19 protein-coding genes and 2 tRNA genes are annotated in these 23,653 nt (G+C 45.9%); 4 read left to right on the top strand and 17 right to left on the bottom strand.

All coding sequences use genetic code 11. The features are described 5' to 3' along the window. Window positions 1–136: 136 nt before the first annotated feature. The 4 genes from CIK89_RS12540 to CIK89_RS12520 form a co-directional block, all read right to left on the bottom strand. The gene (locus CIK89_RS12540) at window positions 137–604 is read right to left on the bottom strand and encodes a DUF6575 domain-containing protein (RefSeq protein WP_094391697.1); all 468 of its coding nucleotides are present in this window, start codon (window positions 602–604) and stop codon (window positions 137–139) included. Continuing rightward, window positions 601–1,032 carry a hypothetical protein gene (locus CIK89_RS12535; protein WP_094391696.1) on the bottom strand — a complete coding sequence of 144 codons (432 nt, stop codon included), beginning with the start codon at window positions 1,030–1,032 and terminating at the stop codon, window positions 601–603. Before CIK89_RS12535 ends, CIK89_RS12540 begins: the two co-directional genes overlap by 4 nt. A gap of 394 nt (window positions 1,033–1,426) precedes the next feature. Then, a complete protein-coding gene (locus CIK89_RS12530) occupies window positions 1,427–2,452 on the bottom strand; it encodes a virulence RhuM family protein (RefSeq protein ID WP_094391695.1) in 1,026 nt (341 codons plus the stop codon). A gap of 842 nt (window positions 2,453–3,294) precedes the next feature. After that, window positions 3,295–3,918 carry a TetR/AcrR family transcriptional regulator gene (locus CIK89_RS12520; RefSeq protein WP_158215030.1) on the bottom strand — a complete coding sequence of 208 codons (624 nt, stop codon included), beginning with the start codon at window positions 3,916–3,918 and terminating at the stop codon, window positions 3,295–3,297. Window positions 3,919–4,037: 119 nt separating this feature from the next. Between CIK89_RS12520 and CIK89_RS12515 the strand changes: the two genes are divergently transcribed. The 3 genes from CIK89_RS12515 (at window position 4,038) to nth (ending at window position 8,824) form a co-directional block, all read left to right on the top strand. Beyond that, window positions 4,038–6,338, top strand: a complete 2,301-nt coding sequence (locus tag CIK89_RS12515; protein WP_094391693.1) for an NADP-dependent malic enzyme — start codon at window positions 4,038–4,040, stop codon at window positions 6,336–6,338. Between the two features lie 124 nt (window positions 6,339–6,462). Then, window positions 6,463–7,812 carry an MATE family efflux transporter gene (locus tag CIK89_RS12510; RefSeq protein ID WP_094391692.1) on the top strand — a complete coding sequence of 450 codons (1,350 nt, stop codon included), beginning with the start codon at window positions 6,463–6,465 and terminating at the stop codon, window positions 7,810–7,812. Between the two features lie 376 nt (window positions 7,813–8,188). After that, complete coding sequence (gene nth, locus CIK89_RS12505; protein ID WP_094391691.1) at window positions 8,189–8,824, top strand: endonuclease III; 636 nt, start codon at window positions 8,189–8,191, stop codon at window positions 8,822–8,824. A 520-nt stretch (window positions 8,825–9,344) separates the two neighbouring features. Here the strand turns inward: nth and CIK89_RS12500 are convergent. The 11 genes from CIK89_RS12500 to CIK89_RS12450 all read right to left on the bottom strand — a co-directional run bounded on the left by CIK89_RS12500 (window position 9,345) and on the right by CIK89_RS12450 (window position 19,836). Beyond that, window positions 9,345–9,417 (bottom strand) — tRNA-Gly (locus CIK89_RS12500). Between the two features lie 70 nt (window positions 9,418–9,487). Continuing rightward, window positions 9,488–9,560, bottom strand: a tRNA-Thr gene (locus CIK89_RS12495). 203 nt (window positions 9,561–9,763) lie between these two features. Further along, complete coding sequence (locus CIK89_RS12490; RefSeq protein ID WP_094391690.1) at window positions 9,764–10,411, bottom strand: phosphatase PAP2 family protein; 648 nt, start codon at window positions 10,409–10,411, stop codon at window positions 9,764–9,766. Between the two features lie 12 nt (window positions 10,412–10,423). Then, window positions 10,424–11,227, bottom strand: coding sequence for an SH3 domain-containing protein (locus CIK89_RS13880; protein WP_094391689.1), 804 nt, complete (start codon window positions 11,225–11,227; stop codon window positions 10,424–10,426). Further along, window positions 11,224–13,068: a BatD family protein gene (locus CIK89_RS12480; protein ID WP_094391688.1), complete on the bottom strand. Its 1,845-nt coding sequence runs from the start codon at window positions 13,066–13,068 to the stop codon at window positions 11,224–11,226. Before CIK89_RS12480 ends, CIK89_RS13880 begins: the two co-directional genes overlap by 4 nt. A 66-nt stretch (window positions 13,069–13,134) precedes the next feature. After that, window positions 13,135–14,838 carry a VWA domain-containing protein gene (locus CIK89_RS12475; protein ID WP_094391687.1) on the bottom strand — a complete coding sequence of 568 codons (1,704 nt, stop codon included), beginning with the start codon at window positions 14,836–14,838 and terminating at the stop codon, window positions 13,135–13,137. Between the two features lie 20 nt (window positions 14,839–14,858). Further along, window positions 14,859–15,857 (bottom strand): VWA domain-containing protein, encoded by a 999-nt coding sequence (locus CIK89_RS12470; protein WP_094391686.1) that lies wholly within the window; start codon window positions 15,855–15,857, stop codon window positions 14,859–14,861. Window positions 15,858–15,870: 13 nt separating this feature from the next. Then, window positions 15,871–16,944 (bottom strand): BatD family protein, encoded by a 1,074-nt coding sequence (locus CIK89_RS12465; protein ID WP_173815124.1) that lies wholly within the window; start codon window positions 16,942–16,944, stop codon window positions 15,871–15,873. 5 nt (window positions 16,945–16,949) lie between these two features. Further along, a complete protein-coding gene (locus CIK89_RS12460) occupies window positions 16,950–17,819 on the bottom strand; it encodes a DUF58 domain-containing protein (protein ID WP_094391685.1) in 870 nt (289 codons plus the stop codon). 51 nt (window positions 17,820–17,870) lie between these two features. Next, complete coding sequence (locus CIK89_RS12455; protein ID WP_094391684.1) at window positions 17,871–18,866, bottom strand: MoxR family ATPase; 996 nt, start codon at window positions 18,864–18,866, stop codon at window positions 17,871–17,873. A gap of 166 nt (window positions 18,867–19,032) precedes the next feature. After that, entirely contained in the window at window positions 19,033–19,836 is an 804-nt protein-coding gene (locus CIK89_RS12450) for an MBL fold metallo-hydrolase (protein ID WP_094391683.1), read from the bottom strand. 84 nt (window positions 19,837–19,920) lie between these two features. On the opposite strand from CIK89_RS12450, the gene CIK89_RS12445 reads away from it, so the two are divergent. Beyond that, window positions 19,921–20,370 (top strand): hypothetical protein, encoded by a 450-nt coding sequence (locus tag CIK89_RS12445; RefSeq protein ID WP_094391682.1) that lies wholly within the window; start codon window positions 19,921–19,923, stop codon window positions 20,368–20,370. On the opposite strand, the gene CIK89_RS12440 is transcribed toward CIK89_RS12445, so the two are convergent. After that, on the bottom strand, window positions 20,324–22,522 hold the full coding sequence (locus CIK89_RS12440; protein ID WP_094391681.1) for a BamA/TamA family outer membrane protein: 2,199 nt from the start codon (window positions 22,520–22,522) through the stop codon (window positions 20,324–20,326). The genes CIK89_RS12445 and CIK89_RS12440 overlap by 47 nt on opposite strands. 178 nt (window positions 22,523–22,700) lie before the next feature. Then, window positions 22,701–23,621, bottom strand: coding sequence for a DMT family transporter (locus tag CIK89_RS12435; RefSeq protein ID WP_094391680.1), 921 nt, complete (start codon window positions 23,619–23,621; stop codon window positions 22,701–22,703). Window positions 23,622–23,653: the final 32 nt, after the last annotated feature.

The following is a 23,653-nucleotide window of genomic DNA, read 5'->3' as shown; positions in this document are numbered from 1 at the left end:
AAGAATTTTATCTGTCTCATTGTTGGACAGAACCCCTCTCGTAGATTTGCTCGGCAAAAGCGAACCTGCCGAGAAGTTACAAACTGTAAGAGAATTAAGTCTTAAATTTATTTAGTGGACACTAGTGTAAAAAGTATTATAGTACCGCAGCACAGACTTTGCGGAACCAATCGAGTTTTTTGCCACTCATTTCTGCTATGGATAAGTTTTCTTTATTTACATCTTCAGGTTCAAATTCATAATAAGAATCTTCAGAGGGGAGATAATCCTCTGGAAAATCTTCTATGGAATGGGCTTGGAAATTGTGATGATGTCCTTCGTTATCTATATCAACAGTATATACTATGTCGTCTAATGGCGAACTTAAAATATTACGTAATGTCTGCTTTTTTTGGGTGTACTTCTGGATGGTGTCGTAATCGGTTCTGATGAACATCCAACGATTGTCTGCATCATCTTGGTCTATCCAATAGAAGAGATAGTTGTCGCCATTGATAGTTACATAGTGTGACAACAATGGTCCATCAAAATATATAAGATCGGCCACTTTCTTGAACTTGTCGAAATTACGATTCCTGATGCTTATACCTTTTATTGTTTTCATAATTTGTCCTCCTCTAATTTAAATGTTTTGGATAAGTCACATGATGGAAACTCAAATAGGTTATAATGTCCGTTACTGGCTGGGGGTGTGATGTTTCCATCGTTATTGGAAACAATTCCAGAAGAAATACTATCACCAATGGCTTTGTATATGTTTCTCATATTCTTAGCAAGTAAGTGATAGAACTTAATGGCTTTTTCCTTTTCGGTAAAGCAAGACAAAGCATATCCACCAACATCGACTTTTCTTTGTCCATTCATGATGGCACGCTGAGGCTTCATGATGTAGTTGGGTAAGTAGCTTTTGGACATATCTGAGCTGAAAACGAATCTGAATCCTTTCAAATCGTTTGGCTTTACAACTTCGGGCATCTTTACTCCTTGTTGTATCAATGCGTCTATTTCTGCTTGATACTTATATGTTCCCATCTGTCTGTGGTTTAAATCCGTTTGCAAAAATAAGCAATATTTCTCTTTTATGCAAGTTTTTAGGCTTTTTCTGCCAGAAATGGCTCATGGATCATCGGATCATCGGAATTTAGACGGAATTTATACGGATGTTTTGGGGGTTGCCTACGGCAAGAAATCTTTGGAGGAAATCTTTAATGAAATATGGCCTTTGGCCAGAAATAATAATCTTTAAATAAAATCCTGACGAGAATGCGCTCGAGTTCCTCGCTTCTGGGAAGGTTTTTTTTGGATCGCATCGGAGATGCTCGAAATCTTAACAAAAATCTTTACAAGAATCTTTAACTAGAATCCGTGTAGTCCATGTGTTCCGTGGATAAAATTTCCCGGAAACAGGGGGACACTTGATGGGACTTCACTTAATGTTGTCTTTTTCTCCCAACAACCTTTTCTGCTCACGCTCAAAGTTCTCCAAAAAGTGAATCTCTACAAGTGAGAGGTTGTTCTTGGTACGCTCCTTGAATTTGTCGTATTCCTGGTTGGCTTTCTCTTTGGCAAGTTTGGCGGAGATTTTGCCTGCATGGGTGAGAATGTCTTTTCGGGAGATACGGAGAAAGTCATCGAGAATGTTTATCCAGTCCTTCATATACATTGGGCGGTGTTCCTCGGCTTGCATTTCGGCGAAGTCAAGATACAGGCTCACGATGCGGTTCAAGGACTTGATTTCTTCGTGGGTGAGATAGTTCTTGGCTATTTCCGCTTCGGGCTTAGTCGGCATAGCTCCTGACCACGTTGTAAGTCCCATAAAGTCTTTCTCTGCATCGGCTCTCTCATATATTATTTCCGCCGCCGTGTGACCATGAATCGAATAGTGCATCTTGTTCTGTACTGTCTTGAAGAACTTTTGTGTCATTTCCACTCGTGGGTCATAGTCGATACTGAGGGCATAAATCTCCAATACCTTACGATAGAACACCTTCTCACTGGAGCGGATGTCACGTATTCTTGCAAGCAGCTCGTCAAAGTAATTGCCACCTCCTGCTCTCTTCAACAGGTCATCGTTCATGGCGAAGCCTTTTACTATATACTCCTTCAGTACCTTGGTTGCCCATATACGAAACTGAACACCACGGTATGAATGTACACGATAACCTACGCTGATTATCATGTCGAGGTTGTAGAAAGCGACTTGGTGCTCCTGTACTTTTCCCTCAATAGCACCATGCTTAGTGGTTATTGCAAAAAATGCAACTACCTCTTTTTCGTCCAACTCCCCATCCTCCAATACATTTTTTATATGTCGTGAGATTGTGGACTTATTACGTTGAAACAACTCTGCCATCTGGTCGAGTGAGAGCCAGACAGTATCGTTTTGCAGCTTCACCTCTATCTGTGAATCGCCGTCAGGAGTTTGATATAATAAAAATTGGCCTTTATCCATATATACATTACTTTAACGTCTTGGTTAGGAGAAGAACTTGGTTTTGCTTCTTTACAGATCTTTCATTTCGACACCAAGCAGTTTTGCAATGGCATAAAACTGAGGTTAGGCTGAGCTTTATTACTAGTCCATCTTGACATAGTACACTCTGATACGCCTATTTCTTGTGGTTGCCATTTCCCGGTCTTCTTCTTTTCGACAAGGACTAACTTGATGCGATTCAAGTCTTGCTCCATATAATATTTATTATCGTTTGATGCAAATTTATATAAATTCTTCAAAATTCCACCATTCCACACGTTAAATTAAGAAAAATAGCCCGATTTCGCCACTTTCTGATGCAAAAAATAATTTAGGATCATCGGATTCATCGGATCATCGGATATTAGACGGATGTTAGACGGATGTTTTTTGGGGGTTGCGTGAGCGCAAGAAATCTTTGGAGGAAATCTTTAATGAGATGTTGCTTCGCAAGAAATAATATATCATTCAAAATGGATAAAAACAAAATCTTTAATAAAAATCCTTTACGAGAATGCGCTCGAGTTCCTCGCTTTTGGGAAGGACTTTATTTTGGATCGCCTACGGCTCGACATCTTAACAAAAATCTTTAGAATAATCTTTAACTAGAATCCGTGTTCTCCATGTGTTCCGTGGATTTTTTGGGGGTTGCTTCGCAAGAAATATTTTAGGGAGATAGCTATCTTAAATAGATTTCTGGACCGTTTAGGTCCTCAGATTTTACATGAAGATTTCCTCCAAGATTTCTTGCGCAAGCAACACGAAACATAACCTTTAACCTATAACCTTTAACCTTTAACCTATAAACTCCGTGTGCAAGGCTATTTCCAGGTTTCCGCTACCAGTTGCAGGCCTTTTTCTGTGCATACACCACGGAGGGGAACAAGGAAGAAATTGTAGTAGAGCTCGTCCATGGTATAGGTTGACAAGAGCTTGTTTTCGATGATGGCATCGGTGACGGAGTCACAAAGGATAAGAAAGAGATTGTAGTTGATGTCGGAACGGAAGAAACCTTGCTCAACACCTAAATGCATGAAATCTAATATCTCGGCGCACTTCTGGGCCCTGACTTTCTGCATGTATTGCTCTATCTTAGGATAGCGATGGATGTCTTCGTAGAATGCAGGACAGATATTGCGGGAGGCGTTACTATTGACGCGATAGGCTTCCTTCAGTATCTCCATCACATTATGACCCTTGCTGGCATAGGATTGTATCTGGTCGTGACGCAGACGGTCGCGCTTGCTGATGCCTTCATACAATAAAGCCTCTTTGTCATCATATATTTCATATAAGGTGCGCTTGGATATGGACAAGGCTGTTGCTATGTCGTCCATCTTAACCGCCTTTACACCTTTTTTCTCAAACGCAGCCATGGCTGTTTCCAGTATCTTATCCCTTAATCCTATACGATAATCAGTCAAATCTCTTGTTATTTCCTGCATAAGTAACCATTTTGCCCACAAAGTTACTAAAAAGATTAAAAAGGTTGATGTATTTTCGCTCATTTTTTGTAATTTTGTGCTGTTTTTAATGGAACAAACGTAAAGCTACTTATATTATTATGGTAAAAATCTCTAAAGAGGCCGCCCTCAACTATCATGAGGCTGGCCGTCCTGGAAAAATTGAAGTGAAGCCTACCAAGGCTTACCGTACACAGACAGACCTGTCGCTCGCCTACTCTCCTGGTGTTGCCTATCCGTGTCTTGAGATCCAGCAAGACCCTGAGGCTGCCTATCGATATACTGACAAAGGAAACCTCGTGGCTGTAATCTCTAACGGAACGGCTGTTCTTGGACTGGGTGATATTGGCGCCATGAGCGGCAAACCCGTCATGGAGGGTAAGGGCCTCTTGTTTAAAATCTATGGCGGCATCGATGTGTTCGATATCGAGGTGGCTGAGAAGGACCCTGAGAAATTCTGTGAAGCGGTAGAGAAGATTGCGCCTACCTTCGGCGGTATCAACCTTGAGGATATCAAGGCGCCTGAGTGCTTCTATATCGAGGAGCGCCTGAAGCGTACTCTCGACATCCCCGTGATGCACGACGACCAGCATGGTACGGCTATCATTTCTGCTGCCGGACTGAAAAATGCCCTTGAAGTGATTGGTAAGGATATTAAAAAGGTGAAGATCGTGGTCAACGGCGCGGGTGCTGCTGCCATCTCTTGTACCAAACTCTATATGGCTATCGGCGCTCAAAAGGAGAACATCCTGATGCTCGACTCGAAGGGTGTGATCACTTCTGACCGCGAGAACCTGAACGAACAGAAGAAATACTTTGCTACCGATCGTCGTGATGTGCATACCTTGGAAGAGGCTGTCAACGGAGCCGACGTTTTCGTTGGTCTGTCGAAGGGTAACGTGCTCTCGCAGGATATGGTGAAGTCGATGGCTAAAGATCCTATCATCTTCGCCTTGGCTAACCCCGTACCTGAGATCTCATACGAGGATGCCATGGAGGCTCGTCCCGACACCTTGATGTCAACAGGTCGTACTGACTATCCTAACCAGATCAACAACGTGATTGGTTTCCCATACATCTTCCGTGGTGCACTCGACGTTCACGCTACCGCCATCAACGAAGAGATGAAGCTGGCTGCCGTTCACGCTATTGCCGATCTTGCCAAACAGCCTGTACCCGACGTGGTCAACGATGTCTATAAGGTGAACAACCTCACCTTCGGTCGCCAGTACTTCATTCCGAAACCTGTTGACCCTCGTCTCATCACAGAGGTGAGTGCTGCCGTTGCCAAGGCTGCCATCGAGAGTGGTGTGGCTCGCAAGACCATCGAGGACTGGGATGAATACAAGCGTTCGCTGTCGGTATTGCTCGGTCAGGAGACTAAACTGACTCAGAAGCTCTACGCTACTGCCTCGGCTCATCCACAGCGTGTGGTATTTGCTGAAGCTGTACACCCCACTATGCTGAAAGCTGCCGTACAGGCGAAGGCTGAAGGCATCTGCCACCCCATCCTGCTGGGTAACGACGAGGTGATTGCGAAATTGGCCAAACAGCTGGACCTCAACCTCGACGGTATCGAGATTATCAACCTGCGTCATCCTGACGAGCAGGAGCGCCGCGAGCGTTATGCACGTATCCTGACCGAGAAACGCCAGCGCGACGGATACACCTTCCAGGAGGCTAACGATAAGATGTTTGAACGCAACTACTTCGGTATGATGATGGTGGAGACTGGCGAGGCTGATGCTTTCCTCACAGGTCTCTATACCAAATACAGCAACACTATCAAGGTGGCAAAAGAGGTAATTGGCATCCGTCCGGAATACAAGCATTTCGGTTCGATGCATATCATCAACTCTCAGAAAGGTACCCTATATATTGCCGATACCATGGTGAACGAGAATCCTGATACCGACGCACTTGTTGATATCGCACGTCTGGCGGCTACCAGCGTACGCTTCTTCAACGAGAAACCGGTTATCTCGATGATTTCTCACTCTAACTTCGGCAGCTCTACTTCTGATGGGGCACAGAAAGTGCGCAAGGCTACGGAAATCATGCAGCAGCAATATCCTGAACTGGCTATCGACGGTGAGATGCAGCTGGGCTTTGCCCTCGACCGCGAACTCCGCGACGAACAGTATCCTTTCAGTCGCCTGCATGGTAAGGATGTGAACACACTCGTATTCCCCAACCTCTCATCAGCACGCTCAAGCTATAAGATGCTGCAGATGCTGGATGCGGACGTCGAGATTATCGGCCCGATCCAGATGGGACTCAACAAACCTATCCACTTCATCGACTTCGGAGCCAGCGTGCGCGACGTGGTGAATATCGTGGCTGTTGCTACCATCGATGCCTACGTGGATAAGGTGAAGAAACGCATCAACGCTGCTAAATAATAACATACTCAGGGAGTTCCCACTCCCTCTCTCTATACGATATGGGAGCCGACAGACTTTTTGCCGGCTCCCATATTTGGGCTTTCACAGGTAATGGCCCGCAGACTGACAAACTCGGAAAGAAATGACGCTTACAACATCACAACAACGACATCATTACCGCGAACTGCTCGTGCTGGGCATTCCCATTATCATCGGCCAGTTGGGCACCATCGTACTCGGTTTTGCCGATACGCTCATGATAGGTCATCACAGCACAGAAGAACTGGCTGCCGCCGGCCTGGTCAACAATATCTTCGGTCTTGTTCTTATCGCCTATATGGGTTTCTCCTACGGACTGACGCCTGTCGTAGGACGTCTTTACGGTATGGGGCAAAACGAAGCCGTAGGAGGAAAAGTGAAAAACTCTCTTGTGGCCAACGGTGTTGTCGGCTTGCTGTTTACAGCCGTCATGACCTTCCTCTATTTCAATCTTGAACACATCGGACAACCTGACGAACTGCTGTCGCTCATCCGGCCGTATTTCCTGGTCAATCTGGCGAGCATCCTCTTTGTCGGTCTCTTCAACACGCTGAAACAATTCTTTGACGGTATTGCACAAACCAAAGTGGCGATGTGGACCATGGTGGGCGGTAACCTGCTGAATATTCTCTTCAACTGGCTTCTCATCTATGGCGTGGGCGGTTTTCCTGTAATGGGACTCCTGGGTGCCGGTATTGCCACATTAGGGTCGCGTGTCTTCATGGCTCTCGTCCTCGTTGGCGTGATGCTCTCCTGCCGACGCTACAAGACCTATCGCCTCCACTTCCTCTCCTATCCTATCAACAAAGTGGATTTCATAGAAATGAACCGCTTGGGCTGGCCTGTTGCCTTGCAACTCGGCATGGAGAGTGCTGCGTTCAGTCTGAGTTGTGTGATGGCAGGATGGTTGGGTACGATTCCTTTGGCTGCCCATCAGGTGATGATTACCATCTCGCAACTGTTCTACCTGATTCTGTCGGGATTGGCAGCTGCCATGGCGATACGCGTCAGCCATTTCGTGGGACAACGCGACTTTGCTGCCGTGAAGGCTAATGCGATGGATGGTTTCCGTCTGAACCTCTTTATCTCCTTCGTGCTGAGCATCCCAATCTTGCTGTTCCGCAACCATATCGGCGGTTTGTTCAGCGAGAATATCGAGGTGCAACTGTATGTGTCGGGGTTGATTCTCATCTTGGCGCTCTATCAGTTTGGCGACGGCATGCAATACGCGTTTGCCAATGCCTTACGTGGAATAGCCTGCGTACAACCGATGGTGACCTATGCCTTTATCGCCTATTTCGTGGTCAGCCTTCCCTTGGGATATACCCTCGGCTTTATCTGCGATCTGGGCATCTATGGCATCTGGACGGCTTTCCCCTTTGGTCTGACCATCGCGGGATTCCTATACTACATCAGATTCAAAAAGGAACTCAATAAAATGTCACATGGATGAAATCATCGGATTGTTTTCGTTAAGCCATGAGCAGAATAATGCTCGCTTTAATTATGCCATGGCGAGAAAACAAAGGCGTATGCCAATTTAAACGGATATTAGACGGATGTTTTTGGGGTAGCCTGAAGGCTAGAAATCTTTGGGGGAAATCTTGTTTAAGATGTTGCCTACGGCAAGAAATATTTTAGGAAGATAACAATATTATTAAATAGATTTCTGGACCGTTTAGGTCCTTAGATTTTACATGAAGATTTCCTCTAAGATTTCTTGCGTAAGCAACACAAAACAAAATCTTTAACTAGAATTTTTTCCGTGTGTTCCGTGTAATCCGTGGATAAAAAAATTCCGTGTGACCGTGTAAGATAAAACAACGAATATGAAAAAGAATGAACGTGATGCTTTGATTTTTGCGAGATTTCGCGAGAAGATGCCCAATCCAACAACGGAATTGCAGTTTGGCAGCATCTTCCAACTACTTGTGGCGGTAATGCTTAGTGCACAATGTACCGACAAACGCGTTAACCAGGTTACGCCTGCTCTTTTCAAACAATATCCTGATGCACGCAGTCTGGCAGAAGCAGAAGCCGATGAGGTCTATGAGTACATCAGGAGCGTATCGTACCCCAATGCCAAAGCTGCCCATCTGGTTGAGATGGCTCGTGAATTGATGACGCATCACAATGGGGAGGTTCCTGCGACGATGGAAGATCTTCTGACGCTTCCCGGCGTGGGTCGTAAGACGGCTAATGTGCTGTTGAGTGTGGCATTCGGACAGTCTGCCATGGCTGTAGATACCCATGTGTTCCGCGTCAGCCATCGGTTAGGTATCGTCACGAGGTCTGCCTCTACTCCTTTGTTGGTTGAGCGTCAACTCATGCGCATCATACCTTCTGCCGATATTCCCCTTGCTCACCATTGGCTGTTGCTCCATGGTCGTTACGTTTGTACGGCTCGCAAGCCCCATTGTGCTGATTGCTTCCTGCGCGACCTCTGCCCTTCTGCCATCCGGTAAAAGGTTGCACACAGATGATGCGGATTCTTCTAATGTCGCACGGAACTCAATCATTGGATCTTAGACGGATGTTTTTGGGGTTGCTTCGCAAGAAATCAATCATCAGAATTTAGACGGATGTTTTTTGGGGTAGCCTGAAGGCTAGAAATCTTTGGAGGAAATCTTGTTTAAGATATTGCTTCGCAAGAAATCAATCATCGGATCTTAGACGGAGTTTATGCGGAAACAAAATCTTTAATAAAAATCCTTGACCAAAATGCGCTCGAATACCTCGCTTCTGGGAAGGGTTTTATTATGGATCGCCTTACGGCTCGAAATCTTAACGAAAATCTTTAAAAATAATCTTTAACTAAGATGACGTCTGAAGTCTGAATTCTGATGGAGTGGTCTTTATCATCCTACGAAAATCTTTAAGAGAATTTAACTAGAATCTTTTCCGTGTGATCCGTGGATAAAAAAATTCCGTATGTTCCGTGGATAAAAAAATTCCGTGTGACTTTTTCGGGGGAGATAAAAAAGGAGCGGATTACGGGACTCGAACCCGCGACCCTCGGCTTGGGAAGCCAATGCTCTACCAACTGAGCTAAATCCGCATGGAGAAAAATAATGTGCCTTTTAAGACAACAGGAGTCAGAACATAGGTTCTAACTCCTGTATGAAATGAGCCGATAGCCGGACTCGAACCGGCGACCCACGCATTACGAATGCGTTGCTCTACCAACTGAGCCATATCGGCAACATTCAAAGAACGCCTTTTTGTTTAAGCGGATGCAAAGATACTAATAAAAAACGAAATCACAAAACTTTTCTTTATAAAGTTATACGTGAAAAGGTTCTCCCTACCCCAACTTCCAACCGTTGAAAACGAGGATTACAAACGATATCGTCTCTCGTCGTTCATTCTTTGTTTCAGTCTATCGAGACGGTTGGACCGCCTTGTTATGAACAAACGAGGCTGTAGAGTACGGCACAGAAGGCTGTCAGGACAAGGACAAGGACGGGTATCTCGCAGAAATACATGCCATAGGCTACGGGTTTCGCAACACGGAGATAGAGGCGATAGACGCCATAGCCTACCAGTCCGCCCCAGAGCAGACCGACAAGGATGTCGCCAGGATAATGCACGCCAAGGTATATGCGTGTCCAACAGTTGACCAACGACCAGCCTATCAGAAAATACGATAGGATGCGGTTGCGTGTCAATAACGAGAAGAAGACCGCCAAACTAAACGTATTGGCGGCATGGGCGGAGAAGAAACCGTAGTTGCCGCCACGATAGTCGTTGACGACATCAACGAGGATACCTATCTGTGGGTCGTGGGTAGGTCGCCATCGGGCAACCAACGGTTTGACAATGGTGTCGTCGATGGTTCCTGCCAACACCACACAGAGGCCTGCTGCGCCTAATACCAAAAGCACCTGTGAAACGCTATTGTTGCATCGCAGCACCATATAGAATAATGCGATATAGAGTGGAATCCACGTACGGGCATTGGTCAGGATTACTGCCAGTTGGTCAACAAACAATGAGTCGCTACCGTTGAGCATCAACAACAATTGCTGGTCAAACTGAATGATTGTTTCCATGTGGGTTACAGCCTAAATAATCTCTATGGTTTCTACGGCAATCCATCCGCGCTTTCCATCTGCCAAGCGTATCTCGCGCCATCCCTTCATCGTATTGTCTGTGATGGTGACACGTGTTCCTTCGTGGATGGTAAACAGATCGGTACCGTTTTTCGCCGGGGTACTCTTGACCGAAACGGTAGGCGCCACGACGATGGCTCCATCACGATGCAGGAGCTTGTCGCGCTGTTGCCAAGCAAAGAGGTTGGCCAAGAAGAATATCATCAGCAAGGCGAGAGCGCCGAAGAATCCCGTCTTTCGCATCCACACGCGATCTACGAAGAGATAGACCAACGCCAGTATGATGGCAAGCGCCAACGAGACAAGCGCCAACCATGCCCATGCGTCAACACTCATGAGATTGACCAGGGAATGGTACCAGGTGACGAAGAACATCTCCGTTTCCGGTGTGATGCGATCGATGGTTTTTGATTGTGCCATCTGTAGGTTGAAACGAATATCCTCGTCGCCAGGCGAAAGGAGTAGTGCACGCTCATAATTGAGAATAGCCCGTGTGATATTATCGGTACGATACCAGGCATTACCCAGGTTGTAGTAGAGGTCGGCATCCTCCCCTTGCTTGAGCAATTCCTCGTAGATATGGATGGCCTGCTGGTAGCGCTCATGGGTATAGGCGCTATCGGCATCAGCCTTCGTCACCTTTTGCGCTTGTAGCGTCAACGGCATCATCAACATCAGCGTGAGACAGCATCCCAAGGCTATTGTTCCAACAAAGCGTTTGGCAGCTGTGGTATGTTGTATAGCATATTTTATCATGACTTCACCTCTCTTCCTTTTTCGATATATGTAATAGCCTCTATGGCAGCTTCATACACCTTGTTCATATTACCATGCGCATCACCAGGAGCGTAGCGCGCAAACTCACATTCATCAAGGGCTCCGATGAAGAGTTTGATAGTTTCGCCATCTACCTGACGATCGCCAAGGCGCTGGCTGATATTCTCGCGTGAAAGTTCGGCAACAGGAATATTGAGTTTATCGCCCACGTATCCCCAAAGGGCACGCAACACCTCGTCGTAGAACTCATTCTGCTTGTCGGCCTTCAAGAGTTTGGCGGCTGTACGAAGTCGTCGTATGGCCACCTTGTTGGCCCGTTTGCCACGCATCTTCACTACGTTAGCCTGATCGATGGCTCGCTGGCGAAATGCTACAAACAGGGTAACGAAGATGCCCAGCAGGACAACAAGGACAGTCCAGTAGGCTGTTGACGCGAAGAAGGTGTCGCCCAACATTCTGGGATTGACCTCTCCGGTCTTTATAAAGCGGATGTCTTTATTGACTTGTTGCAGTTCTTCGCTAGCAAAGGTTGACGACGAACTGCCACTACCCTTAGCAACCTTCAAGGTAAAGGGTTGTGAGCGTAACGTCTTATAACTGCCCGTCTTGGTATCGAAATACACAAACTCGATAGGTTTCAGTTCGTAATTGCCTTGATGGCGAGGTACGATGAGGATATCGTAGATCATGCTACCCTCAATACCGTTGGTAGAGAGTTTTGTCTTATCGGTAATCTTCGCATCATACTGGTCGAAATCCTTGGGCAGTTCGACAGCCGGTTGCTTGATGAGCTTCATATTACCCACTCCACTCACGACAATACGCATGGTCACGGGATCGTTGGCCTTGACCTCTTGTTTGTCGAGAGAGGCAGATAGCGAGAACGTTCCTACTCCACCAGAGAAATTGGTAGGACGTGCAGGCAACGGATCTACGGTAATGGTCAGTCCCGGCGCTTTGATAATCTTCTTGACCTCTGTATATCCCGAACCTCCGTTGAAGAAGGCTTCAAAGGGATCGACGTCGCGGTTTTCAAGCATCACCATGCCCTCGTAATCCAAACTTGGAATTTCAAGGCGTCCTGTGGTCTGCGGGAACATCACATACTGTTGCCAGGTAACGGTACGATAAGGACGTCCGTTGAGGGTCTCGACATGGAAACTCTTCTGTTGTGGTAGCGGAACCTCACGGGTATAGAAGCTCTTCAGATCAGGCATCTTACCATTGAGCGAGGTCAGATTGACCAAGGTATAGACCTTATAGGTCAGCAAGATAGGCTCTTGTTCGTGGACGCGTCTCTTGTTGGCGCTAACCTTCATAAAGAGCGTATTACCCGTGATGCGGTTGCTCATGGCAGAACCATGATTCTCCGAGCGTTGACCACGGCCTTGCTGTGAAGACGAGGCAGAGCCCGACACCCTGATGTGTAATACGTTGGAGTGGATCTGCTTTCCTGCTGCCACAGCACGTGCGGCAGGAATGGTATAGTTTCCAGCTTTGTTAGCACAGACGATATAGGTAAAGGTAACCGACGAAGAGCTGGAAGTCTTTCCGTTGATCATCTGAAAACTCGACTGCGTACTGGTACGCGGTCCCATCAGCACCTCCAGGGCTTCCGGGATATTACCTGCACGAAAATCGTTTACATCATCCGTATTGACCGTATAGGTAAGACGGAACTGTTCTCCTACGGCAACTTGCGAGGGAGCACGTCCCACCATGTGCTGTCCGAATGTCGTTACCGACATGAGCAGCATCGCGACCAATGGGATCAGCCATTGTGCATGTTGAATAGTTCTATCTGTGGTATTGTTCTTCATTTCTTTCCTGTTCAATGGGTCTTGACTTTGAAACTGAATAGTTGTTATGTAAATAGCTTGTATCCATTACCAGTTTTTCTGCAACCTGCGTTTCTGCTGATGCTGCTGTTGAGCTTTCTTGATGCGCTGTTGCGTATTCTTTTCTTCCTGCATGGCAGCATTCAACAGTTGTTCTGCATTTTCCTTACTCATCTGTGGTTTCTGCTGTTGCTGTTGTTGCTTCTGCTTGTCTTGCTTCTGCTTGTTATTCTCCTGTTTTTGCTGCTTTTGCTTATCGTCTTTTTTGTCTTTATTGTTTTGTTGAGGTTGCTGCTGTTGCTTCTGCTGTTTCTGTTGACGTTTGCAGAGTTCAAGGTTGTAACGCGTCTCGTTATCGCGAGGATTATTGCGCAAAGCCTCCTTATACGCCTCTATGGCATCGCCATACATCTTGAGCGTCTGACAAACGGTACCTATGTTATGGTAAGCCTGCGCACGACGATACGGGTTTTGTTCCAGTTTGGCAGCACTCTGAAACTGCTGTATGGCAGCCGAGTCTTTGCGTTGCATCAGGAGGGCATTACCCAGATTATATATAGCCTGAGGATTGCGGTCGTTGCGTTCCAACGCCTTGCGATAGCTGGTTTCCGCTTCAGCATAATTGCCAGCCCTGAACTGTCGATTGCCCTTTCTGACATAGTCGCGGTCGGACTGCGCCTGCACGTTGAGCGTAGCCGCAAGAAGCAAGAGCAGGAGCATCATGGGTTTATTTCGGCTGAAGAGGTGAAGCTTGCTGAGATGAGGATTGCGAACCTCAAGGATACAGATTTCTATGATCAGCAAGAGCATGACGAGGATGGCAACCGCCTGAAACTGTTCGTCGAAATCGCTATAGATAGTTACAGCCGTTTCCTTCTTTGAGAGTTTGTCGAGTTCTGCGTTGAGTTGCTCTTGTGCGTTGGAATTGTTTTCCACGTGAATATAGGCTCCGCCTCCAGCTTCAGCCACCTGTTTACACATATCTTCATTCAAAGCCGACATGACGGTCTGCCCTGTTTCGTCTTTGATGTAATCGTTACCGCCGCCGATGGGGATAGGCGCTCCCTTAGGAGATCCTATGCCAAGAACAAACACACGCATACCTTTGTCTTTTGCCTCACGTGCAGCCTCAAGCGCCCCACCCTCATGGTCTTCTCCATCTGTTATCACGATGATGGCCTTGCCAATACCTTGTTCCTGCGTAAAACTGTTTGTTGCCATTTTAATGGCGGCAGCAAGGTCGGTACCCTGTACATCAATCATCGAGGGATCGATATTGCTCAAAAACATTTTAGCAGAAACGTAGTCGCTCGTAATAGGCAGTTGCACAAAGGCGTCGCCGGCAAATACGATCAGTCCGATCTTGTCGTTGGTGAAATGGTCAACAAGGTTTTCTACCATCATTTTGGCTCTGTCGAGACGACTTGGTGCCACATCTTCCGCCAACATAGAATTGGAAATATCCATGGCGATGATGGTTTCAATACCCGTTCGCTTCTCATGGTTGATCTTGGTACCCATCTGCGGACGCGCCAGCATCACGATCATGAGCGCCAAGGCTGCAATCAGCAATATGAATTTCACCCGTGGACGATGGCGAGAAACGTTGGGCATCAACTCGCGTACGAGATTGATATCGCCAAATCGTCTGAGGCGTTTCTTTTGTTGATACACCATCCAGAATTGCATCAACACCAGAATCGGTATCAATATCAGCAAATAGAGATATATGGGGTCTTCAAATCGAAACATAATGCAGTTCTCCGATAATTTTAAGGTAGTTTTCTGAATATGGTAAGTCGTAAGAGCAATTCGAGAAGCAACAGGAGGCATGCTGCCAAGGCAAAGGGCTGATAAGCCTCATAGCGTTTGCTGAACTGCGTCACGTTGAGTTTAGACTTTTCGAGTTTGTCGATTTCTCGATAGATATTCTGCAACTCCCGGTTGTTTGTTGCGCGATAGAAGCCGCCATCTGTTGCTGCGGCAATTTCACTCAAGGTCTTACTATCTATTTCTACAGGGATATTGACATACTGCACACCACCGGCAACAGGCATGGGATAAGGAGCCACCTTATTGGTACCTACACCGATAGTATAAACTCTGATGCCTAGACTTTTGGCAATTTCAGCAGATGTCATGGGCGACAAGTCGCCACGGTTGTTACTACCGTCGGTCAGCAGAATGACAACCTTGCTTTTCGCCTTAGAATCCTTCAAACGGCTGACAGCATTGGCAAGTCCCATTCCGATGGCTGTTCCATCCTCGATAAGTCCTCTCGTTGCCAAGTCGGTTCTGACACCCCGTAGCAGGTTGAGTACCGAAGCGTGGTCGGTCGTCATAGGACATTGTGTAAACGCCTCACCCGCAAATATCGTCAGACCAATATTATCGTTGGGTCTGCCGGCAATAAACTCAGCAGCCACTTGTTTGGCAGCCTCAATACGATTAGGCTTTAGGTCTTCTGCCAGCATAGATCCAGAGACGTCCATCGCCATCATGATATCGATACCCTCCACCGATTTGTTTTTCCAGGAGTTATGGGTTTGAGGTCGTGCCAATATCAATACCAACAGTACGAAAATCGCCAGCCTCAACAACAATTGTATCGGCATCAAGGTCACCTTCCAGCTCCGTGCTGCAAACCTATAGGCATGGGTATCGCTCAACCGCACGGTAGGTTCGGTTTTCTTCCGATACATCAGATACCATATCACATACGGTATCAGCAGTAACAGCAGCAGGAAATATTCTTTATTTGCAAATTCCATTCTAATTCATTATTTATATCCACTCGCCGAGAAGCAACACATGATAAACGGCATAAACGAGCATAGCCACACATGCCACGACAATCAGGCTGATAACGGTTTTGAGCAGTCGTCTTGTTTTCAGAGAGCGTTGGTCAGCTTCTGTCAACTCAGGTTTCTGGACTTCCTCTGTGGCAACCGCCTCCTGTTTCGTCTGGTCGATAAAGGCAATAGCGTTAACCAGGTTGGCGTCGTTCTCGTTGATGAGTGTAGAATATTTGGCAAACTTCACCAAATCGGCCGTGATGAACAGCTGGCGGAGTTCGTCGATCATAGCCTGGTCGCCCGAAGACGTCAGGCGTTCTATAATCTCTCCACTTGTCATCTCCATGGCAGAGAAATGGTAGCGCTCCTCTATATATTTACGAAGCGTATCGGTAAGTTTCGTATAGTACTCCTTCGGATTCTCCGACGACACCATACGTTCTGCCTTGATCTGCTCTATCTCCTTCATGGCCTTCTGGTGTGGCAACAGTCGCTTCACAATACGCAAAGTCTTGATGATAGGTTTGTTGTCGCGCAGGCGAAGGTAGAGATAATAAGCCACAGCCATCAGGAGCAAAGAGAGAATGCTCAACCAAAAAGGAAGAGCCCACTCAGCCCATGAGAATGGGTTGTCCTGTACATCCTTCGGACCATAGAACTTATCGAGTTTTGTTGTATCAACCTCAACTTCTATCACCTTTAGTGCCAGACTCTTAGTAGGATATACTTTCCCGTTTACTTTAACGCGAAATGCGGGCAGATAATAGAGTTTACCGTCGAAAGACGTCAAGGTATAGATGCGTTTAACCTGCATGCGTCCATCGCTCACATCTTCAGTCTGTTCGTCGCTTACAGCCAACACCTCCACTCCCGGTACGATATTCTCACGCGGTTTGAAACTCGGCATGTTGACCTTAGACTGCTGTGGAACTGTTGCGGTCACAGTCACATGCACCTGCTCTCCTATCATCATCTCAAGTGAGTCGATACGAGCTTCTACATCCACCTGCGCCAAGATCGTAGCAGGCAATAATGCAAGGATAAATAATATCAGGTGTTTCATGCTTATCAACTTCTCTTTTTAAATAACAGCAACAGGTGTTTGACAAAATCATCACCTGTGGAAATGCTTACCATGTCAACATTACTCTTGTTCATGGTCTCTCGCAAATGTTGTTGCATCCGATTCCAATATTGCTCGTGAGCACGTCGCAAGCGCTTGCTGCTGGTATCAATATACTGTTCATAGCCGGTTTCAGCATCAACCACACGCATCAATCCCACATCGGGTAATGACTTGGCAAAACGGTCATAGACCTGAACTGCAACAACATCATGTTTTCTGTTGCAAATCTGAAGGGGATGCAAGAAATCCTTCTGGTCGTAAAAATCGCTCAACACGAATGCGGTACAACGATGTTTAACAACACTTGTAAGAAACTGCAACGCTCCCTCTATGTTCGTTCTTTTGCTTTCAGGGTGAAAGTCGAGCATTTCGCGTATGATATAAAGGATGTGTTTACGTCCTTTCTTCGGAGGGATATACTTCTCGATATGGTCGGAAAAGAAAACCACTCCTATCTTATCATTATTCTGAATGGCGCTAAAAGCAATGGTTGCAGCTATTTCTGTCACCATATCGCGCTTCATTTGGCTTTGCGTGCCGAAGTCGAGCGATCCGCTGACGTCTATGAGTAGCATGACGGTGAGTTCGCGCTCTTCTTCGAAGACCTTGACATAAGGGCGATGGAAGCGTGCTGTCACATTCCAGTCGATATCTCTGACATCATCTCCGTACTGGTATTCGCGCACTTCGCTGAAAGCCATTCCACGGCCCTTGAAAGCAGAGTGATACTGGCCTGCAAAGACGTTAACGCTCAGTCCTCTGGCCTTGATTTCTATCTTTCTTACCTTTTTTAGTATTTCAGCGGTTTCCATTTGTTTGATCTGATTCGTTGTTTATAATCACTTCAATAAGACAGGCGACAATCAAGGTACTTCCACCTTATTGATGATCTTTGAAACGATTTCCTCACTTGTCACATTGCTTGCCTCTGCCTCATAGGTCAGACCGATACGATGACGCAATACATCGTGTGCCACGGCGCGTACATCCTCAGGAACAACATATCCGCGACGTTTGATAAAGGCATAAGCGCGGGCAGCCTTCGCCAGATTGATAGACGCACGCGGACTTCCGCCGTATGCTATGAGGTCTTTCATATCTTTCAGTCCGTAGCGATCAGGATAGCGAGTGGCAAATACGATGTCGGCAATATACTGTTCGATCTTCTCGTCGATATAGACCTCGCGTACCACGTTTCTTGCATTAAGGATTTCCTGAGCCGTAGCGACAGGTTTCACTTCAGGAAGTTTTCCTGCGATATTCTCGCGGATGATGCGTTTCTCCTCTTCGAGTGTAGGATAGTCGATCACCACCTTCAGCATGAAACGGTCCATCTGTGCTTCTGGAAGTGGGTAGGTACCTTCTTGTTCGATGGGGTTTTGTGTAGCCATCACAAGGAATGGTGTGGGCAAATCAAATGTTTCTTTGCCAATAGTCACCTGTTTTTCCTGCATGGCTTCGAGCAACGCACTCTGTACCTTGGCAGGAGCGCGGTTGATCTCATCTGCCAATACGAAGTTGGCAAATACCGGACCTTGTTTCACCTGGAAGCGCTCGTCTTTCTGCGAATAGATCATCGTACCTGTCACGTCGGCAGGCAAGAGGTCTGGTGTGAACTGTATGCGGCTGTAAGTTGCATCAATCAGTTGTGAAAGGGTCTTGATGGCAAGTGTCTTTGCCAGACCAGGCACACCTTCGAGCAATATGTTTCCGTCGCTGAGAAGTCCGATGAGCAACGACTCTACGAGATGCTTCTGTCCTACTATTACTTGATCCATTCCTGTCACGAGATTGGTGACAAATCCACTTTGCTGTTCAATCCGGATGTTAAGCTCCCGGATATCAATTGATTCTGCCATAGTTATATTCTATTTTTGTTTATTTCTGTTTTACGTGATGCAAAAGTAATCAATTCCTATAGGAAAGTTCTCATGCAAGTATCTAAATAATATTAAAAAAGTTTCCTACGTCTTACAATTTAAGAAACTTTTTCATATCATAACATTTTAGCTGTATATTTGAGATTTATACCAAATCAAAAATGCCTGTCGGGCTCTTTCTTTTGAGTACTTCCAGTTGCAGGTCGGCCCCCGCCACGATACCATGGCTACGCAAAATGGCCTCAACGGTCTTACGGGCAAGTTCCGGATGGTTGTTCTCTTCACTCAGGTGACAAAGCCAGACATGCTTCAGGTGTTCGCTCATGTTCTCCACAAGTGCTTCTCCACATTCTACATTACTGAGATGTCCGGTATGCGAGAGTATGCGCTCTTTAAGAAAAGCCGGATATGGGCCGTTTTTCACCATTTCAACATCGTGGTTAGCCTCGATGACGAGATAATCTGCTTTGCTGATGTATTCTTTCATTTCATCGGTTACATAACCAGCATCAGTAATCACACAGAATGCGGTTCCTTCCGCTTCCACCATATACCCCACATTATCGCTACTGTCATGTGGAACGCCAAAGGGAGTAATCTTGAAGTCGCCTATGGTAAAAGAAGTGCCCTTTTCTAAATAATTTACATAGTCTGAGGGGACTTTCTGTTGGACACAATAATTTTTGGTAATACCTTCGTGCACCACCTTCGTCGTATACACAGGAATGTGTTGGTCTTTGCTGAACGAACCTACCGATTTGATATGGTCTGCATGATCATGGGTCACAAGTACATGATGCACCTGTGAGAAACTTAATCCATAATCTCTGAAGTTCTTTTTCAAACTTCTAAGTCCTACTCCGATATCTATCAATAGTCCATCCGTCGGCGTAGTCAACAGATAACAATTTCCGCTACTGCCGCTTCCAAAGGATATAAATCTTAGCATTTGGTTTTAAATTTATCTGCAAAAGTAATAAAAAAAAGTCACATTTTTCTTATCTTTGCAACGATTTTTGGATATTTTAAACTTATGAAGAAAATTGTATTATACATTTGCACCATGATTATGGCGTCTTGTAGCCTGATAGAAGTGCATCAAAAGGAGTCTGAAGTTGCAGCAAAATCATGGGCTGAAGCCTTTTTCAGCTTCGACCTTGCACGTGCCAACCAACTGACAGTTGAAGAGAGTCGGCCTTGGTTACATTTCATGGCTTCTAACATTACAGACGAAGATTTGGATTTCGCCAATTCGGAGGATGCCTCCACGTCGGCACATATCGACGATGTGACGGAACTTCCGGGTGATACGATGTGCCTGATAAAGTTGGTTGTGGATAATGCCTTTGTTGCCGACTCCATAGGTTCCCGAGCTCATCTCGTTGACGAATACCACACGACCGTTACTGTGGTAAAACGTCATGGCCATTGGATGGTTAGAATGGCAGGCCTACCGCGAAATGAAATGCAAAATCGCGACTAAAATCCGGATGTAACAGAGGGTAATGTTCCTTTGATGTAGTATAAGCAGGATTAACGGCTTTCATACCCATATCAAAGCGAAGGATGAAGTATCCAAAATTCAATCGGAATCCCATTCCGTAGCTTACTGCGAGTTGTTTCAAGAACTCGTCAAACTTGAATTGTCCACCCGGTTGGTCGTCGTAAGAACGGATGGTCCAGATGTTACCGGCATCAACAAAAAGCGCACCTCCTATTTTCCAGAACAGATGTGTGCGATATTCCATGTTGAGGTCCAGCTTCATGTCTCCCGTCTGGTTGATGAAGTCGATACGCCCGTCCTTGCTGATATACGAACCAGGACCAAGTCCGCGAACACTCCATCCGCGCACGCTATTGGCTCCACCCGCGAAATATCGTTTTTCAAACGGCAGGATAGTACTGTTTCCATAGGGATAAGCAATTCCAAATCCGGCATGGAATACGAGTTGGTTGTTGTAGTCCAACTGTATGTTACGTGTGAAGTCAACATCCCCCTTCACGTATTGTGCATAGGCAATATCAAGGAAAGTGTATTGTCCCTGTGCGTTTTTATGGAAATTCAACGCATGTGCTGCGCCATGAAGCAGATTGCCTGCTGTTTCTGCATTGGCTTTGATGGCAATACGTCCGTTGTTGTAGGTATACCCCATACCTATTTTCATAATGAAAAGGTTCTCGTAATTATAGCGCAGGATGGCATTCTTGCTTTCGGTATCGTTAAGATACTCATTACGAAACGTTTCACTTATCCATGGCATGGAGATATAGTTGAGGTCAAGCAGGTCTATGCGATAACGGTCATGATGCCTACTGTCATTCCATTTGTATTTCCATGCTACAGAAAAGACTCGTCGATGGAACTCCGGTCGGTTTTGAAGGTCGTATAGCATCGACACTTCACTTGTGGCATTAATGCGACGTCTGAAGCTGTTGGCAAGAAAAGGTGCGATGAATCTTGGGAATGTCAATTTGGTTTCTACGCTATACTCTTCAAAATTGTCGTTACCATAACCTTCCAGCCCCTTGATAGCCTCAAACGCGCCACGCAGTTCTATGGTAAGGTTTTCTGCTCCCTTGAAGAGGTTGCGGTTCTGATAGGTTAGCGCAACAGCAGCACCAAAATCTCCTGCTGTATTCGTTCCTTCGGGTTGAAAAGAGATGGTGGAGGGTTTGTTGGTACTCAGATGGATATTACAATCGAGAAGACGTTCTCGCTGGTGTTCTTCCCATGAAATACTGGTGTATTTGACGGCTCCGAGTCTTCCGAAATGTGCATAGGTATCTTGCAATTTCTTTGCCGAATACAATTCTCCCGAACGTATAAAAGTATTGCGTTGCAAGACTCCTTTTCGAAGATGAATGATACTGTCTTCGCTATCACCACTCAGATGGTTGACTTTCCCTATCCTATAACTGAGGTGTGGTATTTCATTCCCGTCATGGTCGGTATTGGCATGGATGACAAGTGTCAGGTTGATAGCTTTTTCACCCGGCATAGAATCGGCTCGAAAGGTGATGAAATCCTTGTTGAATCTGAAATATCCTCTGTTGGCCAATTCGCCGGCTAATCGGTTGCGTTCGTTATCTAAATTCTCAACGCTAAAGCGCATATTCTCTTTCAGCCCTCTATGCTCAGGCAGGTCCAAACGCAACAGATTGGCAATGGCAGTATCCCGTACTTCATAATTCACCTTTCCCAAATAATAAGGCTCACGAGGGTGAACATGGTACGTCACGTTGATCTTACGTTTCTTTTCTTTGAATGTCGCATCTACAGAAGCACGCAGATAACCCATATTCTGCAATCTCATCTGTAAATCCTGCATGGAGCGTGTAGTGCTCAATGTGTCGTAAATGACAGGAGCCTCTCCTATGTTTTTTAGGGTACGGTTGATCCATTTCGACGAGTCTTTACCTGCCAACGAGTAGGTTGACAATGGTAGTTTGAACGACGAGAACCATCTTGTATTACCTTTTTGGCGTACATACGATTTGAGATTGGCGGAATTTACATCTCTGTATTTTCCGTCACTTTCCACCTTGACTCTATTGAGCAGGTATTGGCCTTCTGGCACATATTTGGTTTCTGAGCAGCCACAGAGCATCAACCCTATGACTCCTGTTATTATCATGATCGTATGTCGCATTCTGTTTACAAAGGTAGTGCAATTCAGGGGAAATACAAAACAAACCTACAAATTTTATCTGTTCAACAACTAACTTGCGTTCTGATTTTACCATAATCAGGCCGTTTGGCTGAACAGACAAATGTGTTTGAACGGTTCAAAGAAATATGTCCACTCTCTCTTGTTAATGCGAACCAATATACAGGAATATCATTCCCAACAGCACCAACGCCAAATCGACAGCCTTGGCGCGAAGGTTCTTCTCATGGAAGAAGGCAGCACCAAAGAGGAACGACACGATAACCGAACCACGACGCACCATCGACACGATAGATATCATGGCATCGGGCAACGAGAGGGAATAGAAATACACGAAATCAGCTGTAGAAAGGAAAATGCTGACTCCGATAATTGACCAATGCCAATGAAATGGCGTGGTCTGCTTGTGTTTGGGCCACCAGAGAATGGCAAGCATGATGAGCATCATACCACATTGATAGATGTTATACCACGACTGTACCATCATACGATCAAGCCCAACGCCTCCGCTTCCTTCGGGAGCCATCAGGTACTTGTCGTAAAGTCCGCTAATCGCTCCAAGAACAGCAGCACCAACTATCATCCAGATCCAATGGTTGTGCCGGAAGTCTATTCCTTCTTTTTTACCACTCCTACTCAACATCATAAACGACATGACGGCCAACAAGACTCCCATCCATTGCCAACCGTTAAGATGTTCTCCAAATACGAGTAACGCTCCTACAAGTACCATGACCGGACGTGTGGCGTTAATCGGACCTACTATCGTCAAGGGCAGATGTTTCATGCCGAAATAGCCTAACACCCAACTGCTCAGCACGATCAAGGATTTGAGGACGATGTATTTATGCATCTCCCATCCGCCTGAAGCAACATGGAATATGGTATTGTCGAGAATTTCTGTCTGACCACTCAGAATGATGAATGGTAAGAAGATTATCGACGAGAACAGGGTGTTGAGAAACAACACAGGAATGACGGCATTTTCGCGTAGAGCTTCTTTCTTGAATGCATCATAGAAGCCCAATAATGTTGCCGACAAAAAAGCCAATAATAACCAAGTCATCTTTTTAACAATCTTTTATGTGTTTATTATTT

The sequence above is a fragment of the Prevotella sp. P4-119 genome, assembly GCF_002251345.1.
GTDB lineage: Bacteria > Bacteroidota > Bacteroidia > Bacteroidales > Bacteroidaceae > Prevotella.
Note: the sequence above shows the minus strand (reverse complement) of the source record. Positions and strands in the feature narration are given on the sequence as shown.

What these genes read in the sequence shown, in the direction of transcription:
- CIK89_RS12435 (WP_094391680.1), bottom strand. Translation starts at nt 23,621, where the DNA reads ATGACTTGGTTATTATTGGCTTTTTTGTCGGCAACATTATTGGGCTTC.
- CIK89_RS12520 (WP_158215030.1), bottom strand. Translation starts at nt 3,918, where the DNA reads ATGCAGGAAATAACAAGAGATTTGACTGATTATCGTATAGGATTAAGG.
- nth (WP_094391691.1), top strand. Translation starts at nt 8,189, where the DNA reads ATGAAAAAGAATGAACGTGATGCTTTGATTTTTGCGAGATTTCGCGAG.
- CIK89_RS12455 (WP_094391684.1), bottom strand. Translation starts at nt 18,866, where the DNA reads ATGGCAGAATCAATTGATATCCGGGAGCTTAACATCCGGATTGAACAG.
- CIK89_RS12530 (WP_094391695.1), bottom strand. Translation starts at nt 2,452, where the DNA reads ATGGATAAAGGCCAATTTTTATTATATCAAACTCCTGACGGCGATTCA.
- CIK89_RS13880 (WP_094391689.1), bottom strand. Translation starts at nt 11,227, where the DNA reads ATGATAAAATATGCTATACAACATACCACAGCTGCCAAACGCTTTGTT.
- CIK89_RS12450 (WP_094391683.1), bottom strand. Translation starts at nt 19,836, where the DNA reads ATGCTAAGATTTATATCCTTTGGAAGCGGCAGTAGCGGAAATTGTTAT.
- CIK89_RS12460 (WP_094391685.1), bottom strand. Translation starts at nt 17,819, where the DNA reads ATGGAAACCGCTGAAATACTAAAAAAGGTAAGAAAGATAGAAATCAAG.
- CIK89_RS12515 (WP_094391693.1), top strand. Translation starts at nt 4,038, where the DNA reads ATGGTAAAAATCTCTAAAGAGGCCGCCCTCAACTATCATGAGGCTGGC.
- CIK89_RS12440 (WP_094391681.1), bottom strand. Translation starts at nt 22,522, where the DNA reads ATGATAATAACAGGAGTCATAGGGTTGATGCTCTGTGGCTGCTCAGAA.
- CIK89_RS12445 (WP_094391682.1), top strand. Translation starts at nt 19,921, where the DNA reads ATGAAGAAAATTGTATTATACATTTGCACCATGATTATGGCGTCTTGT.
- CIK89_RS12535 (WP_094391696.1), bottom strand. Translation starts at nt 1,032, where the DNA reads ATGGGAACATATAAGTATCAAGCAGAAATAGACGCATTGATACAACAA.
- CIK89_RS12470 (WP_094391686.1), bottom strand. Translation starts at nt 15,857, where the DNA reads ATGGAATTTGCAAATAAAGAATATTTCCTGCTGCTGTTACTGCTGATA.
- CIK89_RS12510 (WP_094391692.1), top strand. Translation starts at nt 6,463, where the DNA reads ATGACGCTTACAACATCACAACAACGACATCATTACCGCGAACTGCTC.
- CIK89_RS12490 (WP_094391690.1), bottom strand. Translation starts at nt 10,411, where the DNA reads ATGGAAACAATCATTCAGTTTGACCAGCAATTGTTGTTGATGCTCAAC.
- CIK89_RS12465 (WP_173815124.1), bottom strand. Translation starts at nt 16,944, where the DNA reads ATGAAACACCTGATATTATTTATCCTTGCATTATTGCCTGCTACGATC.
- CIK89_RS12540 (WP_094391697.1), bottom strand. Translation starts at nt 604, where the DNA reads ATGAAAACAATAAAAGGTATAAGCATCAGGAATCGTAATTTCGACAAG.
- CIK89_RS12475 (WP_094391687.1), bottom strand. Translation starts at nt 14,838, where the DNA reads ATGTTTCGATTTGAAGACCCCATATATCTCTATTTGCTGATATTGATA.
- CIK89_RS12480 (WP_094391688.1), bottom strand. Translation starts at nt 13,068, where the DNA reads ATGAAGAACAATACCACAGATAGAACTATTCAACATGCACAATGGCTG.